The organism is Massilia glaciei (assembly GCF_003011895.2).
Lineage (GTDB): Bacteria > Pseudomonadota > Gammaproteobacteria > Burkholderiales > Burkholderiaceae_D > Telluria_A > Telluria_A glaciei.
Genome location: NZ_PXWF02000263.1, coordinates 18100 through 33104 on the forward strand (window position 1 = coordinate 18100; position 15005 = coordinate 33104).

14 protein-coding genes are annotated in these 15005 nt (G+C 65.0%); 3 read left to right on the forward strand and 11 right to left on the reverse strand.

Going from position 1 to position 15005, the window contains the following annotated elements; translation table 11 throughout:
- Positions 1–15: 15 nt before the first annotated feature.
- The 6 genes from C7C56_RS19055 to wrbA are packed head-to-tail and all read right to left on the reverse strand — an operon-like array spanning position 16 to position 6496.
- On the reverse strand, positions 16–1089 hold the full coding sequence (locus C7C56_RS19055) for a lipocalin-like domain-containing protein (RefSeq protein WP_106758951.1): 1074 nt from the start codon (positions 1087–1089) through the stop codon (positions 16–18).
- Complete coding sequence (locus C7C56_RS19060; RefSeq protein WP_106758952.1) at positions 1089–3632, reverse strand: FtsX-like permease family protein; 2544 nt, start codon at positions 3630–3632, stop codon at positions 1089–1091. Before C7C56_RS19060 ends, C7C56_RS19055 begins: the two co-directional genes overlap by 1 nt.
- Entirely contained in the window at positions 3620–4087 is a 468-nt protein-coding gene (locus C7C56_RS28305; protein ID WP_146204553.1) for a DUF4124 domain-containing protein, read from the reverse strand. Before C7C56_RS28305 ends, C7C56_RS19060 begins: the two co-directional genes overlap by 13 nt.
- Positions 4084–5493, reverse strand: coding sequence for an FAD-binding oxidoreductase (locus tag C7C56_RS19070; RefSeq protein WP_106758954.1), 1410 nt, complete (start codon positions 5491–5493; stop codon positions 4084–4086). The genes C7C56_RS28305 and C7C56_RS19070 overlap by 4 nt, the downstream gene beginning before the upstream one ends.
- A complete protein-coding gene (locus C7C56_RS19075) occupies positions 5490–5888 on the reverse strand; it encodes a DUF2069 domain-containing protein (RefSeq protein ID WP_106758955.1) in 399 nt (132 codons plus the stop codon). Before C7C56_RS19075 ends, C7C56_RS19070 begins: the two co-directional genes overlap by 4 nt.
- Positions 5885–6496 carry an NAD(P)H:quinone oxidoreductase gene (wrbA, locus tag C7C56_RS19080; protein ID WP_106758956.1) on the reverse strand — a complete coding sequence of 204 codons (612 nt, stop codon included), beginning with the start codon at positions 6494–6496 and terminating at the stop codon, positions 5885–5887. Before wrbA ends, C7C56_RS19075 begins: the two co-directional genes overlap by 4 nt.
- 75 nt (positions 6497–6571) lie before the next feature.
- Between wrbA and C7C56_RS19085 the strand changes: the two genes are divergently transcribed.
- Positions 6572–7978 (forward strand): YihY family inner membrane protein, encoded by a 1407-nt coding sequence (locus C7C56_RS19085; protein WP_106758957.1) that lies wholly within the window; start codon positions 6572–6574, stop codon positions 7976–7978.
- Between the two features lie 7 nt (positions 7979–7985).
- Positions 7986–8741 (forward strand): DUF4184 family protein, encoded by a 756-nt coding sequence (locus C7C56_RS19090; protein WP_106758958.1) that lies wholly within the window; start codon positions 7986–7988, stop codon positions 8739–8741.
- Positions 8742–8758: 17 nt separating this feature from the next.
- On the opposite strand, the gene C7C56_RS19095 is transcribed toward C7C56_RS19090, so the two are convergent.
- From C7C56_RS19095 to C7C56_RS19110, 5 genes are all read right to left on the reverse strand, one after another.
- Positions 8759–9610: a GNAT family N-acetyltransferase gene (locus tag C7C56_RS19095; protein WP_106758959.1), complete on the reverse strand. Its 852-nt coding sequence runs from the start codon at positions 9608–9610 to the stop codon at positions 8759–8761.
- A 704-nt stretch (positions 9611–10314) separates the two neighbouring features.
- Positions 10315–10563, reverse strand: coding sequence for a hypothetical protein (locus C7C56_RS28310; protein ID WP_146204554.1), 249 nt, complete (start codon positions 10561–10563; stop codon positions 10315–10317).
- Positions 10564–10623: 60 nt separating this feature from the next.
- A complete protein-coding gene (locus tag C7C56_RS19100; RefSeq protein ID WP_146204555.1) occupies positions 10624–11079 on the reverse strand; it encodes a hypothetical protein in 456 nt (151 codons plus the stop codon).
- Between the two features lie 546 nt (positions 11080–11625).
- Positions 11626–12438, reverse strand: coding sequence for an alpha/beta fold hydrolase (locus C7C56_RS19105; RefSeq protein ID WP_106758961.1), 813 nt, complete (start codon positions 12436–12438; stop codon positions 11626–11628).
- Between the two features lies 1 nt (position 12439).
- Complete coding sequence (locus C7C56_RS19110) at positions 12440–13750, reverse strand: O-acetylhomoserine aminocarboxypropyltransferase (RefSeq protein ID WP_106758962.1); 1311 nt, start codon at positions 13748–13750, stop codon at positions 12440–12442.
- Between the two features lie 235 nt (positions 13751–13985).
- Between C7C56_RS19110 and C7C56_RS19115 the strand changes: the two genes are divergently transcribed.
- Positions 13986–14438, forward strand: coding sequence for a CBS domain-containing protein (locus tag C7C56_RS19115; protein WP_106758963.1), 453 nt, complete (start codon positions 13986–13988; stop codon positions 14436–14438).
- The last annotated feature ends 567 nt before the right edge of the window (positions 14439–15005 follow it).

Below are 15005 nucleotides of genomic sequence, written 5' to 3' on the forward strand. Positions count from 1 at the left end.
TTTTGTTCTGCTTGTTCAAAGTTTCATGTGCTTGTCGTAGCCCGTCATTTCCAGGTAGCCGCGTCCGGCCGGCTTGCCGTCGCGCTTGATCGTGACCGCGCCCTCCCAATACACGGCCCCGGTCGAGCGCCGCGAATCGAGTTCCTGGTCGTTTTGCAAAGGCGTTAGCTGCCAGAGCGTGCCGCCGGTGTTGATGGTCGTCGCCACCGGGTACACGGCATTGGTGCGCGGGGACTTCCACCGCGCCTGCGGGGTAAAGCTGACCTGCTCCGGGGCGTATTGACTGATCTTGCCGGAGGCGTCACGCAACACTGCGTGCGCCCATAGTTTACCACCTTGCTTGTTCCGGATCTGGAAAGCCATCAGCGCGGAGCCGTCGTCGAGGTTCGCGCCCACCCAGTCCCAGCCGGTTCCCTCGGGCGGCAGGGCCTCGGTCGACCATTCGTGGTCGAGCCAGGCGCTGCCGCCCACCACCTGCGGCGCGGCGCCGCCGTGGGCCGCCGTGCCGGCCACTTTGAGCTGCGGCTCGCTGTAGTAGTAGCTCGCGTGCTTGGGCGTCGGGCCCTTGGCCGAGAAGCCTTGGCGCCCCTGCAGCAAGACCGGCTGGGTCGGCGTGAGCCGCAGCGATAGCCTCACCTCGGGCGAGGCGATGCTGACCGCGTAGCTGCCGTCGGCCGCGCGCGTCATGCGCCAGTCGTCCAGCTTGAGGTCGGTGTTGCCGGTCTTGGCGTAGGCGATCCCGAAGCCCTCGCGCGCGCTGCGCTCCGCGTGCGCGAGCTTGCCAAGCGCGGGGTCCGACAGGGCGGCGTGGCCGATGATGATCTGCTTGGGCGCGAACGCGCTCGGGTTGGCCGGGTCGTGCGTGCTGCGGCTGCGGAAGAACGTGACCTGGAAGCCGAGCGGCTTGCCGTCGGCCTTTTTAAGCCATCCGGTCACGTACCACCACTCGGTGCGGTAGTCCGGGTGGGCGCCAAAATCGCGCGGGAAGGCGAGGGTGCGGCCGGGCGTGACCTCGGCGAACACGGGCGCGGCGGCCCGGCAGGGCGCCGCCAGCAACAGCGCGCCGAACCAAAAATACAAGAAACGCATTACCAGTCCTCCCTTACCGCGCGAATCGGCCCGCCCGAGAGCGCGTAGCGGCCCGAGGCCAGCGCCGTGATCACCGACGCCGTCAGCAGCGCCGCAGCGACGCCCGCGAGCATGCCCCACGGGATGTGCATCTGCATGGTCAGGTGGAATGACTGCGGATTGACGACATGCACCAGCACCAGGCTGATGACGAAACCGAGCCCGAAGCCGCAGGCGATGCCCAGCGCGGTCAGCGCGCCACCCTCGAGCGCGAGGATGCCGAGGATCTGGCCCTTGGTCACGCCGACGTGGCGCAGCATGCCGAACTCCTTGGCGCGCGCCAGCGTCTGCGCCGAGAAGGTCGCGGCCACCCCGGACAGGCCGATCGCGATCGCGATGGCCTCGAGCAGATAGGTCACCGCGAAGCTGCGGTCGAATATCTTGAGGCTCATGGCGCGGATCTGGCCGGGCTCGGCGAACGCCAGCGCGCTTCCGAACGGCAGCTTGCGCAGGCGCCCGGTGAGCTCCCCGGCGCTGGTCTGCGGTGCGAGCCAGAGCGCCACGTTGCTGGCATTCAGGTCGCCCGTGAGCGCGCGGTAGTTGGATAAATGGATGCTGACCGATCCACTCTGGTTGGCGTAGTCGCGCCACGCGCCGACGATAAAGAACTCGCGCGCCAGCCCGTTGAGCGGCACCGAAATGCGCCCGCCGACCTTTACCCCGTACAGGTCGAGCATCGCCTCGGACACCAGCGCCGGCATCGCGCCCGGCGGCGCGGCGGCCGCCGCGCCGACCAGGTCGACGCTTTTGCCGGGGTCGGCCATGTCGAACTCGCGCGCCATGAGGGTGATGTTGGGGCGGTCCGCTTGCAGCGACAGGGAGAGCGTGCGCAGGAATTCGGCGCGCGCCACGCCGGGCGCGGCCGCCATCGCGGCCTGCTCGGCGGGCCCGAAGGCGGCGGTGTCTCCGCCGCTCTTCATTTGCACATACAGGTCGGCCGGCAGGATCTGCCCCAGCCATTCGTCGACCGTACTCCTGAAGCTGAGCACCATGATCGCCATCGCCACCATCAGGCTGAAGCTCGACAGCACGCCGCCGAGCGCGATCGCGGCTTGGCCCGAGGCGTTGGCGAGCCGCGCCAGCGTCAGCGCGAGCACCGGCGACTGCGCCTTGCGCCGCAGCGAGACGCGGTTCAAGACGGTGAACACGGCCGAGGCCATGCGCGGCATCAGGCCGATGGCGCCGACCAGCATCAGCCCGATCGACAGGTAGCCGAGCAGCGGCAGGCCGGCGATGGCCGGCGCCTGCGACAGCGCGGCGGCCAGTAGCAGGCACACGAGCGACGGCCAGATGCGCGCCAACCGCGCCAGCGCGACCTCGTCGTTGCCCGACTTGAGCGCCACGGCGGGCGCGGCGCGCGAAGCCTCGTAGGCCGGCGCCAGGCAGCCGAGCAGCGCCACGCCGAGGCCGAGCCCGAAGTAGACGAGCGCCGCGACCGGCGTGAACTGGACCTCGGGCCGCACGCCCGAGAACAGTCCGGCGCCAAGGTCGCCGCCAAAAAAATGCAGGGCCGTCGCGGCCAGCGCGTAGCCGCCGGCGACGCCGATAAGGGCGCCGATGACGCCAAGGCTGGACCCCTCGACCAGCACCTGGCGCAGCAACTGCCCGCGTTCGACCCCGAGCACGCGCAGCAGCGCGAACTGGCTGCGCCGGCGCATCACCGACAGGGCCTGCGTCGAGAACACCAGAAACGCGCCCGTGAACAGGGCCACCAGCGCGAGCACGGTCAGGTTCACGCGGTAGGCGCGGCTCATGTTGTTGTTGCGGCTGTTCTGGTTCTCGTCGTTGGGCTGCCCCACCTGGAAGCGGCCCGGGAAGTCGCGCTCGAGCTCCCGCGCGAGCGCGCGCTCGAAGGCTTCGCGGTTGATCCCCGTTTGCAGTTTGAGGTCGATCCGCGAGAGCTTGCCGGTGAGCCCGAAGCGCCATTGCGCCGCGCCGATGTCCATCACGCCGAGCCTCTGGCCCGCGCGCGCCTGCATGATCGGACCGGCCACGCGCAGCGGGAAGTCGCTGGTGCCGGCCCGCACCACGATGGCGCCGCTCGGCGCGAGCCATGCGCTGGCCCCGGCCGACAGAAACACGGCGTCGTCGGCGAGCACGTCGAACATCTTGTCGGCGGCCGGCACGCCCATCAGGTCGGGCGAGATCTGCGGCGCGCGGAAGGCGTCGATGCCGATGATCTTGAGCGCGCCGCCCTTGCCGGGGATCGACGCGTTCAGTTCGAGCACGGGCGAGGCCACGGCCACGCCATCGCGCCGCGCCAGGCGCGGGTAGATCGCCTCGTCGAAAAACGGCTCGCGCCCGGCCACCTGGATGTCGGCCTGGCCCGACAGGCTCTTGACGGCCGACGAGAATTCGTTGAACGCGGCCGCGTTGATGAGGTGGATCGCGAAGCCGAGCGCCACGCCGACCGCGATGGCGGCCACCGCCAGCAGCGCGCGCACCGGGTGGGCGCGCCACTCGCCGAGCAGCAACCAGCGTGACAACACCGTCAATCCGGACATTCAAGCGCCATTTCTTCGGCTTGGCGCCGCGCCTTGACGCGCAGCGATGCGGCGTGTTTGCCCTCGGCCCGCGCCAGGTCCTCGTGGTTCCATTTTTTACGCAGGCCCAGCTTGGCGCACTTTTGGCGGTGCGCCGCGGCCTGCCTGCGCTCGTGCGCGCCGCGGCGCTCGGCCTGAATTTCCTCGGCGCGGCGCTCGGCGTCGAGCCTGCCGACGTAGGCCTTCTGGCGCGCCATCAGCTTGGTGTAATGCGGGTCGGGCGCGCCGGTGGCCGGCACCAGCAACTGCGAGGCGGCGCCGGCGGTGCAGGGCGTGTCGCCGTAGCTGACCTTGCCTTCGATCACGCATTTATGGATCGTGGTCTGCGCCCCGGCCGCGGCGCACCAGGCCCCGAGGGCCAGCAAGGAAACCGTGTTCGTGTTGATGCCCAACATGATGTCTCTCCCGGAGTTCATAGAATTTTTCCAGGGTTCATAATGCCGAGCGGGTCGAGCGCGGTTTTGATCGCACGCATCATGTTCAATTCGACCTCGGACTTGTAGCGTACGAGCTCGTCCCGCTTGAGCGCGCCGATGCCGTGTTCGGCCGAGATCGATCCGCCGAAGCCGTGCACGCTGTCGTGCACGATCCGGTTCACGCCCGGCTGGCAGGCCAGAAAATCGTCGTCGCCGGTGTGCTCGGGCGGGGCGACGTTGTAATGCAGGTTGCCGTCGCCGACGTGGCCGAAGCACACCAGCCGGCAGCCCGGGTAGGCTTGCGCTAGCAGCGCGTCGGTGCGGGCGATGAAGTCGGCGATGCGGGAAATCGGCAGCGAGACGTCGTGCTTGATGTTCTTGCCGGCGGCCGCCTGCGCCATCGAGATATGTTCGCGCAACTGCCACAGCGAGCGCGACTGGGCGATCGAGGTGGCCACCAGGGCGTCGTCGGCGATGTCGGACTCGAGCGCGGTTTCGATCGCGCGCTCGAGCAGGCCGACGGCGTGCCGCTCCGATTCGCTGCTCGACAACTCAAGCAGCACGTACTGCGCGTGGCGCGTCACGAACGGCTGCGGCAGCGCCGGGAAATGGGTCGCGACCAGGCGCAGGCAAAAATCGGACATGAGCTCGAAGCCGGTCAGGCTGGCGCCGCAGCTGTCCTGCATCAGCGTGAGCAGCGCGAGCGCGTGGCGCGGCGTGGCCAGCGCCACCAGCGCCGTGATCGACGCCTTCGGTTGCGGATGGAGCTTGAGCACGGCGCCGGTGATCACGCCGAGCGTGCCCTCGGCCCCGATGAACAGGTCGCGCAGGTCGTAGCCCGTGTTGTCCTTGCGCAGGGCGCGCAGGCCGTTCCACAGCTCGCCTTGCGGCGTGACCACCTCGAGCCCGAGGCACAAATCGCGCGTGTTGCCATAGCGCAGGACCGCGGTGCCGCCCGCGTTGGTCGACAGATTGCCGCCGATGGTGCAACTGCCCTCGGCCGCGAGCGAGAGCGGGAACAGGCAGCCGTGGGCGGCGGCGGCCTCCTGCACGTCCTCGAGGATGCAGCCGGCGTCGAGCGTGATGGTGCGGTTGACCGGGTCGAGCGAGCGCACCCGGTTCATGCGCGCGAGCGAGAGCACGATCGCGCGCCCGCTCTGGTCGGGCACGCCGCCGAGCACCAGGCCGGTCTTGCCGCCCTGCGGCACCAGCGGCACGCGCCATTGGGCGCAGGCGCGCACCACCAGCGCCACCTGTTCGGGCGTGGCCGGACGCACCACCGCCAGCGCGCTGCCGGTGAAACGGCCGCGCCAGTCGGTCAGGAAGGGGGCCATGTCGAGCGCGTCGGTGAGGACCTGGTCGGCGCCGACGATGCCGCGGCAGCGCGCGAGGAATGCGGCCTTCATTTCGCGACTTTGACCTTGTCGAGCAGCTCCTTGGCCATTTTTTTGGCGGCCTGTTTGTACGGGCGCAGGTACAGCAGCGCGCACACGAAGTAGACGCACACCAGCGCGGCCTCGCCCCAGGCCATCATGCGCGAGACCGGCAGCACGTCGCTGTAGCCGCGCACCACGCCCTCGGTGAAGTAGATCAGGATGACCATGGACGACCATTGCAGGGTGTAGACATCGCGCTTGATCACGCCGGTCAGCGGGATCAGCAGCGGCAGGGCCTTGAGCGAGAGGATCCAGCCGCCCGGCGTGAGCGGGGCCACCAGCAGCTCCCACACGACCAGCCAGCCGATCAGGGTCACCAGGCTGATGATGGCGCCGGCGTGGAAATATCGTTGCGACTTCATCATGATGGACGTGCCTCCAACTTGCTCACGGTTTGCGCCAGCCGCCGTCCGAGCGCTACGGCCAGCCGTTTTTCGTCCTCGGTGACCGCCTTGTCGCCGTCGACGCCGGACCAGTGCGAGGCGCCGTACGGGCTGCCGCCGCTGGCGGTGGTCATCAGGGCCGGCTCGGTGTAGGGCAGGCCCATGATCAGCATGCCGTGGTGCAGCAGCGGCAGCATCATCGACAGCAGGGTCGACTCCTGGCCGCCGTGCAGGCTGCCGGTCGAGGTGAACACGGCGGCCGGCTTGCCCGAGAGGGTGCCGGCCAGCCATGCGGCGGCGGTGCCGTCCCAAAAGTATTTCATGCTCGCGGCCATGTTGCCGAAGCGCGTTGGCGAACCGAGCGCCAGGCCGGCGCAGTCGCTCAGGTCCTGCAGCTCGACGTAGGGGGCGCCGCCGGCGGGGATGTCGGACTCGGTGGCCTCGCACACGGCCGAGACCGCGGGCACGGTGCGCAGGCGGGCGTCGACGCCGGCGCTTTCGATGCCTTGCGCGATCAGTTCGGCCAGTTTGCGGGTCGCGCCATGGCGCGAATAGTACAAAACGAGAATTATGGGAGTGGTTTGGTTCATCGTTGGTATTATAGGGCGCTTTGCACAATGCCACGCCCTATGCTTCGCTCGGCGAGGCGCCATTTTACCCAATCCATGCTCTCAAAAACAGTCAACGCGATCTCCCGCTCGACCAGCGACATCATCAACAGCAGCGTCGACCTGATGCGCGGGCTGACCTGGAGCGAGGCGAGCGACCTGCTGCGTTTCGCGCGCCGCCGCCTGACCGAGGAGCAGCTGCCGCAGGTGGCCGGCAGCCTGACCTTCGCCAGCACGCTGGCCCTGGTGCCGCTGCTGACGATCGTGCTGGCCATCTTCACCACCTTTCCCGTGTTTGGCAACCTGCGCGTCACGCTCGACGCCTACTTCGTCCAGACCGGCATGCCAAGGGGCATCGCCAACACGATCATCGGCAACCTGACCCAGTTCGCCAGCAAGGCGACCGGGCTGTCGGCGGTGGGCGCGGTGGCGCTCTTGATCACCTCGGCGGCCATGATGGGCACGATCGAGCGCGCCTTCAACCAGATCTGGCGCGTCAAGCGCCCGCGGCCGCTGGGGCAGCGCATCATGACGTTCTGGACGCTCGTCACGCTCGGGCCGCTGCTGTTCGGCCTGTCGCTGACGGTCACCTCGCAATTGTTCATGGCCACCAGCGCGCTCGTCAAGGTGGTGCCGCTGGTGGGCGCGCTGTTCTACGCGCTGGTCTCGGTGGGAATCACGGCCGCCGCCTACACGCTGCTGTATATGGCCGTGCCCAACCGCTTCGTCGACTGGCGCGACGCCGCTTGGGGCGGGCTGGTGGCGGCGCTCGCGTTCGAGGTGGCCAAGCACGCGTTCGCGTCGTTCATCCGCCAGTTTCCGACCTACACCCTGATTTATGGCGCGCTGGCCGCGCTGCCGGTGTTTTTGGTCTGGATCTACCTGTCGTGGATGATCACCCTGATGGGCGCGCTGCTGACCGCGGCGCTGCCTGTGGTCAAGTATGAGCGCTGGTGGTACGAGCCGGTGCCGGGCGCCGCCTTCGTCGACGCGATGGCGATCCTCAAGGTGCTCCATGGCACGGCCATCGTGACGGGGAGCGCGCTCGTGTCGTCGCCGACGATCCGGGCCGCGACCCGGATCGGCTATGACGAGATGACGATGCTGCTCGAGAGCATGGTTGCCGAGGGATGGGTAGGGCGCATCCACGCGGAAAAAGCGGCGCGCTCCAAATGGCGCCGCCGCGGGAGCGAGAACAGCGACAACTGGGTGCTGCTGACCAATGTTAACCAGCTCACGCTGGCCGAGGTGTATCGCGTGTTCGTGTTCGGCGGCAGGTCGGTCGACGCCGGCGCGGCGCAAGACCTGGACGCGCAGTCGCCATTGACGCTCAACACGGGTGTGCTGGCGCGGCAGGTGGAACTGGCCGTGGAGCATTCGCTGGGGCAGACCCTGGCGCAGCATTTTGCTGTGGCCGGCGCGCCGGAATGCCGGGACGGCGGCGTAGAAGTTACTGCGCTTTAGGCTCGGTATGCCGTGGACCTTCGCCCATGCCGCCGCGGTGCTGCCATTCCGCCTCGGGGGATTTGCGCGGTTGCCGCTCTCGGCGCTGGTTGTGGGGAGCGTTTCGCCGGACATCGGCTACTACTTCGGACAGTTTGCCTTGGCAACGCGGGCGCATACGATGTTCGAAGGCTTGTTGCTTTGCATTCCCATCGGCTTGCTCACGCTGTTGATCGTCCAACTTCTTAAGCCGTCTATCCGCAACATTTTGCCGCAGCCGCATCGCGGGATGCTCTCCGGTGGTGTCGCGGCGGGGCCGTTCAGCTCCGTGCGGGCTGCCTGTCTGGCGATTCTTGCGCTTGCCATCGGCGCGGCGACGCATATGGTGTGGGATAGTTTCACCCACGTGAGCGGTTGGGTGGTGATTCGCTATCCCGCGCGGCAAGAATCGGTGCCGCTTGGCGGCCTCTCGGTGCCGGCCTATAAGCTGCTCCAACACCTGAGCACGGCCTTTGGCATTGTCGCCCTTGTTCTGGCCTATTTCGTCAGCCTGCGCCGCACGCCCGGCTACCCGTGGACCAGTTCGGCAAACGAGCAAAGGTGGAGAATCGTTTTGCTCGCAGTGCTGGCGTGTGCTGCGCTCGTCATTGCCGCGCTTCTCCTGTCGCTCGATGGACGGAGCAGATCCACAGGAGCGTTCATATTTCATTTCACGCTTACTGCTACAACCATTTTTGCGACGCTGTTTGTCGGTGCCGGCTTTGTTTTTCGCCGGCGCGCATAGCGCTGTTGCGTGGCGTTCTAGCCCAGCTCGAATGTGGTGACGCCATACAGCCGTGGCATCGACAGGTCCGGCTTAGGCCCCGTGTACATGCGCGCTGTTTCGAAGCTGACGGTCATGCCGTGTTTGGCGGCCATGGCCAGCGCATCCGGATTTTTCTGTGGCACATCCAGATAGACCGGCTGGTTTGCTTCGGCCTCGCCCATCAATGCTCGCAAGAGCGCATCGGCCACCTCGGGCGTATCGGCGAAGAGCGGTCCGATCTTGTAGCCTTGCCTGCAAGGGCGTAACATGCCGTAGCCGAGCAGCTCGGTGCCGCGCAGCATGCCTAACGCCGCGCCCTGTGAATGCCCGATCCAGTGCCTGAGAAATTGCGTGCGCTCGTCGGCGAAGAAGTCTTGGTCGTAGGTGCGCACTTGTTCGAAGGGGAGGGTCGCCAAAGGCATGATTCCTGCGGCGAGCACACGCGGGCCGGAAGAAACTGTTTCAAAGCGCATGTTCCGATGCGCCAGTTTGAATCCCGATTGGCGGTAGTTGTCTTGCTGCGCGACGACGCCGTCGAGGCCGACATTGCCACCTTTTAGCGTTTCCATTGCCGCCTTCCAGAGCGCCATGCCGTATCCTTGGCCACGCCATTCCGGCTTGACGATGTAGCCGCCGATGAATGCGAACGTGGCGCCGTACTTGACTGCGAAGATGCTCGCAATTGGCACGCCGTCGATCAGGCCGACCAGGAAGCCGTCCGGGTCGGCCGCGTAGAAAGAGGCGGCGTCGTGCAGGCCGGGATTCCAACCCTCAGCGCCGGCCCAGTCCATTGCACTGTCGAGTTCTGGCCTGGTTATTGCACGGATCGCGTAATTTGGCAAGCTCATTGGCTCCTCGCTTTACAGGTTTTGAACGGTCATTCTATGCCAACGAATGACTTTGGCCCAAATCGCCTTTTGGCGGGCCAGCAAGAAACGCTTGCAACGGCCGTCGGCCCCAACATCATTATTTCTGGCGCACTTTTGGCTGAATAGTTTTCGCAAGTGAATTTGTTTCTCGAGCGAGTCGCAGCCTTTCGGCAATCGACGTCGCCCGCGATCGGATGCACCCTCCAGAATTTTTCGTCCCGCCAAAAAGGTCCTATTTCAACCGGTTCAACCCGGCATCGCCCGATAGCGACACGAATTCCCGTGTTTGTCACCCGAAACCTCCCGCGCGCCATGCGACCTCTGCTGCTCGTAGTCTGAAACTGAACGCTGCGCGGTTTGCGTGCCTGACCAGCGGCACGCTAGCGTTGTCGTAAAAATCGTGCATGCAGTAAATGGCGCCACAAGCCTGAAGCGCTGCCCCAGTCGGCAAATTCGGGCTACCAATGGAGGCATTTGCCCCTGCCCGATGGCCCGCTGCTGCGCGGGCTTGCTGGTGCCCGAGCCAGCAAGCCGCCCGCCGCCAACTGGATCGGCAATGGCGTCGTCGGCCGCACCTACGTTGCCGTGCTCACGGCGCAGGCAGGGCGTGGCGACGGCGCTGTCCATGCCCTACCAGGAGGGGCGAAAATATGGTCAATGTCCCACAAACCGCTGGAACCACTTCATCTATCATTCAATAGCGCAAAGAGCCCGCCCAGCGCGGCGATGCATACACTGACCAGGTCAGCATTGGCCGCATTGCCAAGCAGGACATCAGGCAGGGAATGACTTCGCTTGTCGGCCAATTTTGAATGGGCGGAGGCGAGCCTGAGCGTAGCCTCGGAAATTTCCGCCGGGCTGCTGTGGCGCCGACGTTCGGCTGCAGCGGCCCAGACTTCCATCGCTTTGGTTACCGCATCGGCGTCCAGCACGGCGATCGCCGCACCGCAGTAGGAACACGCCGTGTCCTTTTCGAGGTTGAGCGTACCACCTCACCCGGAACATTTGATTTGCCTTACGTCGGCACGCAGCTGACTGATTTGCATTGGCGTCAGCTGGCGGATGAACTGCTTCTCCTTCAGGAACTGGTAAAACGGGGTCAAGCGTCCGTGCGTCTGGCAGCGATGGTAAGAAATCCGGCCGGCTTTGAAGATGTCATGGGTGAACTTTAGTTGAACTTTGCAGCGTGGGCAAGGCAATGCACTGGACAGCGGCAGGCGCGGCTTCTCGGTTGAAGCGTTGACTATTTTGAACAGTTCGACCACCGCGCTAGGCGCAAGTTGGGCACTTTCTGACTGGTCGAACCAGATGACGCAGCACTGCACGCACACATCGATGTCGATCGGGCCGGCCAAACGGCTGTCGACGGCGATGGTCTGCATTTTTTGCGCACAACTAGGGAAGTGTGCGCTGCCATGGGTGTGGTTTGATTGAGTGAATTTGCTCAATTGAAGTCTCAAAGTTTGTCGCTGTTTCGCAAGTTTAACAGGCGAACTGAGGTGCCTTGTCGATCAGGGAGAATGAAACCTTCATGCTCACTCAGATGACGGCGCCGAGAGCGTTGAAACAATCGGTTCGCAACGAGCTGGTGGAAACGCGGGACTGACCGCGCGGTCAGCACCAGTAAGCCAGGGCAAAGCGCCTGCAACTCGGAACGCGCATCCGGAAATAACTCCTGCATTCGCAGACTATCGATGTTGTCGGACTTGGCTGGCGCCGGAAAAATCTCCTTGTTGTTCTTCGCGCCGACGTCGGAAGGCGGCGCCAGTGAGCGTCGGCACTGAACCTTGCTGCGCATAAATCCGAATGGAAAGCGCGCCAAACCGGCGACGGGGTGCCGACTACAAGGGATCAAGCATTTCCAGCTTAGCCAACCAGAACGAAAAGCCCGAGCGACTTTCGTAGGTTGGTGCAGCAGGGACGAGGTTTTTCCCATTCCGCCTTCGTGACCGCCGACGCTTCGGCATTGCTTAGTCCCACGGAGCGGCAATCTTCTATCCCTCGCGCTTTGTAGCAAACGCGAACAAGGCGTCTAGCACTGCATCCGGCTGCTCGGCCATCAACGAGTGCCCCGCATCGACCATCACTGTTTTCCCGTGCTTTATCGAGCTTGTCAGCAGCTTGGTCGACCGTGGCGGCGTCATCATGTCCTTGCTGCCGAAGATGAACAGGGTAGGGCAGCGCACCGCTTCCGCCGCCACTTGGCCGTTCGCATACGCGTTACAGGCGAAAAAGTCGGTGTAAAACAGCTGCGCCGGATTGATCTGCGAGACGCGTTGCATGAGCCGGCGCGCGCCACCCATGGTGTAGAACCCCGGGCCGGGGCACGAGGGCTTTTGCGCCATCGAGCTGTGCGAGAAAAAATTGACCATGTCGATCGCGCTCTGCTCGTCCTCGCGCGAGGTCGCCAGCAGGGCGTCGGAAACCTTCATCGGATAGGTCGACCCGAGCATCGCAAGGTGGCTGACCCGCTCCGGCGCCACGGCCGACGCCTCCAGCGCGATCAACGAGCCCATGCTGTGGCCGATCATCAGCGCGCTTTTCACGCCCGCCGCATCGAGCACCTCGAGCACCCACGCGGCCATTTGCTCTACGCTGGTTTTGGCCTCGCCCTTGCTGCGGCCGTGGCCGGGCAGGTCGACGGCGAGCACATTGAAGCCGTGGTGCGCGAAATACCGCGTTTGCAAAATCCAGACCGAATGGTCGTTCTGGGCGCCGTGGATGAACACCGCGGTAGGGCGCGCGGCGTCGAATGCCTTGCCGCCGGTGTAGCAGTACGCTAGAGCGCCTTGTACGTCATAGATCATCTCAGGCTCCCTTTTGCGACAGTTTGAGGCCGCGCGCGAGGTCCTCGATCAGGTCGGCCACGTCCTCGAGGCCGACCGACAGGCGCATGGTGCCCTCGGTGATGCCGGACGCTGCCAACTGCTCGGTTGGGACCCGGAAGTGCGTCGTCGACGCCGGATGGATCGCCAGCGATTTGGCGTCCCCCACGTTGGCCAGGTGTGAAAACACCTTGAGCGAATCGACGAAGCGGCGCCCGGCGGCGCGATCGCCCTTGATGTTAAACGTGAACACGGCGCCGCAGCCTTTCGGCAGCAGCGTCTTGGCCAGCGCGTAGTCGGGGTGCGACTCGAGCTCGGGATACGACACCGACTCCACCGCCGGATTAGACAGCAGGAATTCGACCACCTTGCGCGTGTTGGCCACGTGCCGGTCCATGCGCAGGCTCAGTGTCTCGATGCCCTGCAGGACCGCGAAGGCGTTGTGCGGGCTCATGACGGCGCCAAAGTCGCGCAGCCCTTCGCGCCGGGCGCGCAGCGAAAACGGGGCCACGGTCGACTCCTCCGCGAACACCATCCCGTGGAAGCCCTCGTACGGCTCGCACAGTTCGCCGAAGCGGCCGCTCTTGTCGTAGGCCGCCTGCCAGTCGAAGGTGCCTCCGTCGACCAGCAGGCCGCCGATCGCGGTGCCATGGCCGCACAGGAATTTGGTGGCCGAGTGGAAGGCCAGGTCGGCGCCATGCTCGAACGGGCGCAGCAGATACGGCGTCGTGAAGGTCGAGTCGAGCATCAGCGGCAGGTGGTTCTCGTGCGCGATCGCGGCCACGTTGGGGATGTCGAGCACGTCGAGGCCCGGGTTGCCTAGCGTTTCGGCGAACAGCACTTTGGTGCTGGGGCGGATCGCGTTGCGCCAGGCTGCGTGGTCGCGCGGATCGACGAAGGTGGTCTCGATGCCGAAACGCTTGAGCGTGTAGGCGAGCAGGTTGTGCGAGCCGCCGTACAGCGCGCGCGAGGCGACGATGTGCGAACCCGCGCCGGCGATCGTGCACAGGCCGAGGTGCATCGCGGCCTGGCCGCTGGCGGTGGCGATGCCGGCCACGCCGCCCTCGAGCGCGGCGATGCGCTCTTCGAGCACCGCGTTGGTCGGGTTGGATATGCGCGAGTACACGTGGCCCGCGCGCTCCATGTTGAACAGCGAGGCCGCGTGGTCCGAATCCTTGAACGCGAACGAGGACGTGAAGTAGACCGGCGTGGCGCGCGCGCCGGTGGCCGGGTCGGGCACGGCGCCCGCGTGCAGTGACAGCGTGTCGAAACCTGGGTATTGGGGACCGCTCATGGTGGCTCTCGGTGGATAACGGGAATGGGCCGAATCGTAGCATCAAATGCATTGTTTAACCACGATTCCAGGCCCGCTGCGCACGGTCGCTTTGGCGCCGCAATATTGCTCGTGGATCCTGGCAGCTTTGATTTTTCGCAATGCTGGATTTTCTGCTACGCTTAGGCTACATTCGCAGCTAGAACTCAATAAAAAGACGCGCAGAACTTACACACTTCCGAATAGGGCGGCGACCATGAAAGTTTCAGAAATCCTCCAGGTGAAGGGCAACATCCTCTACACCGTCAATCCCGAGACGCCACTGCTCGAGGCGCTCACCACCATGTCCGACAAAGACATCGGCTCGCTTATCGTCATGGAGTTTGGCTCGCTGGTCGGCATCCTGACCTTCCGCGAGGTGCTCAAGGCGGTCAGCGCCAACGGCGGATCGGTCGGCGCCGGCACGGTGCGCAAATGCATGAACGACCACCCGATCACGGTCACGCCGGACACCGAGGTCAACGAGGTGCGCCGCATGATGCTCGAGAAGCACGCGCGCTACCTGCCCGTGATGAACGCCAAGAGCCTGCTCGGGGTCATCTCGTTCTACGACGTGGCCAAGGCCGTGCTCGAGGCGCAAGGCTTCGAGAACCGCATGCTCAAGGCCTATATCCGCGACTGGCCGGCCGAAACGGCCCAGGAAGACTGAGCGCCGCTGGCGTTTTCTAAAGGCTGTGTAGATACAGCAAAAACCAATCTCGGCCTCGCGCGGGCGGTGGCGCATGCGCCATCCCCAAGGAACTACGGCGCTAAGCTGCCGTTCCGCCTGCGGCCCTGCTGTCCGGAAAAAAACCTTGACATGGCAATGCGCTGAGTTGGCCTTTGAGTCGCTTCAGAAATTATGTCGCAGACAACTTAAATGTGAAAATCAAGGTTCCTGCGATTGGCTTTCAGCTGCACAGCCCCGGGCCTGAAGAATCGAACTCTGCGTATAGACGGGCTCAGCATGGGTCCCCGCTTTCGCGAGGATGACGTTGGTTATTTTTTTCGATCAATATCTAGTTCGCAATTTCTTCTGCGTAAAGAGCCAGTTCTCGCACGGGTGCGATCTCAGGGAGATTATCCCGGACAGCATTGCGCTTCTGCGGGAATGACGTCGATTTTGATGTCAGATTGTATGCGACCGCGATTTATGGCGCGCCTCACGATGTCGGGTGCGAGCGTTTTGAGCGGGTAAGGGATTTCAGACGAGCGGGATTTCAGGCCAGCGGCATCA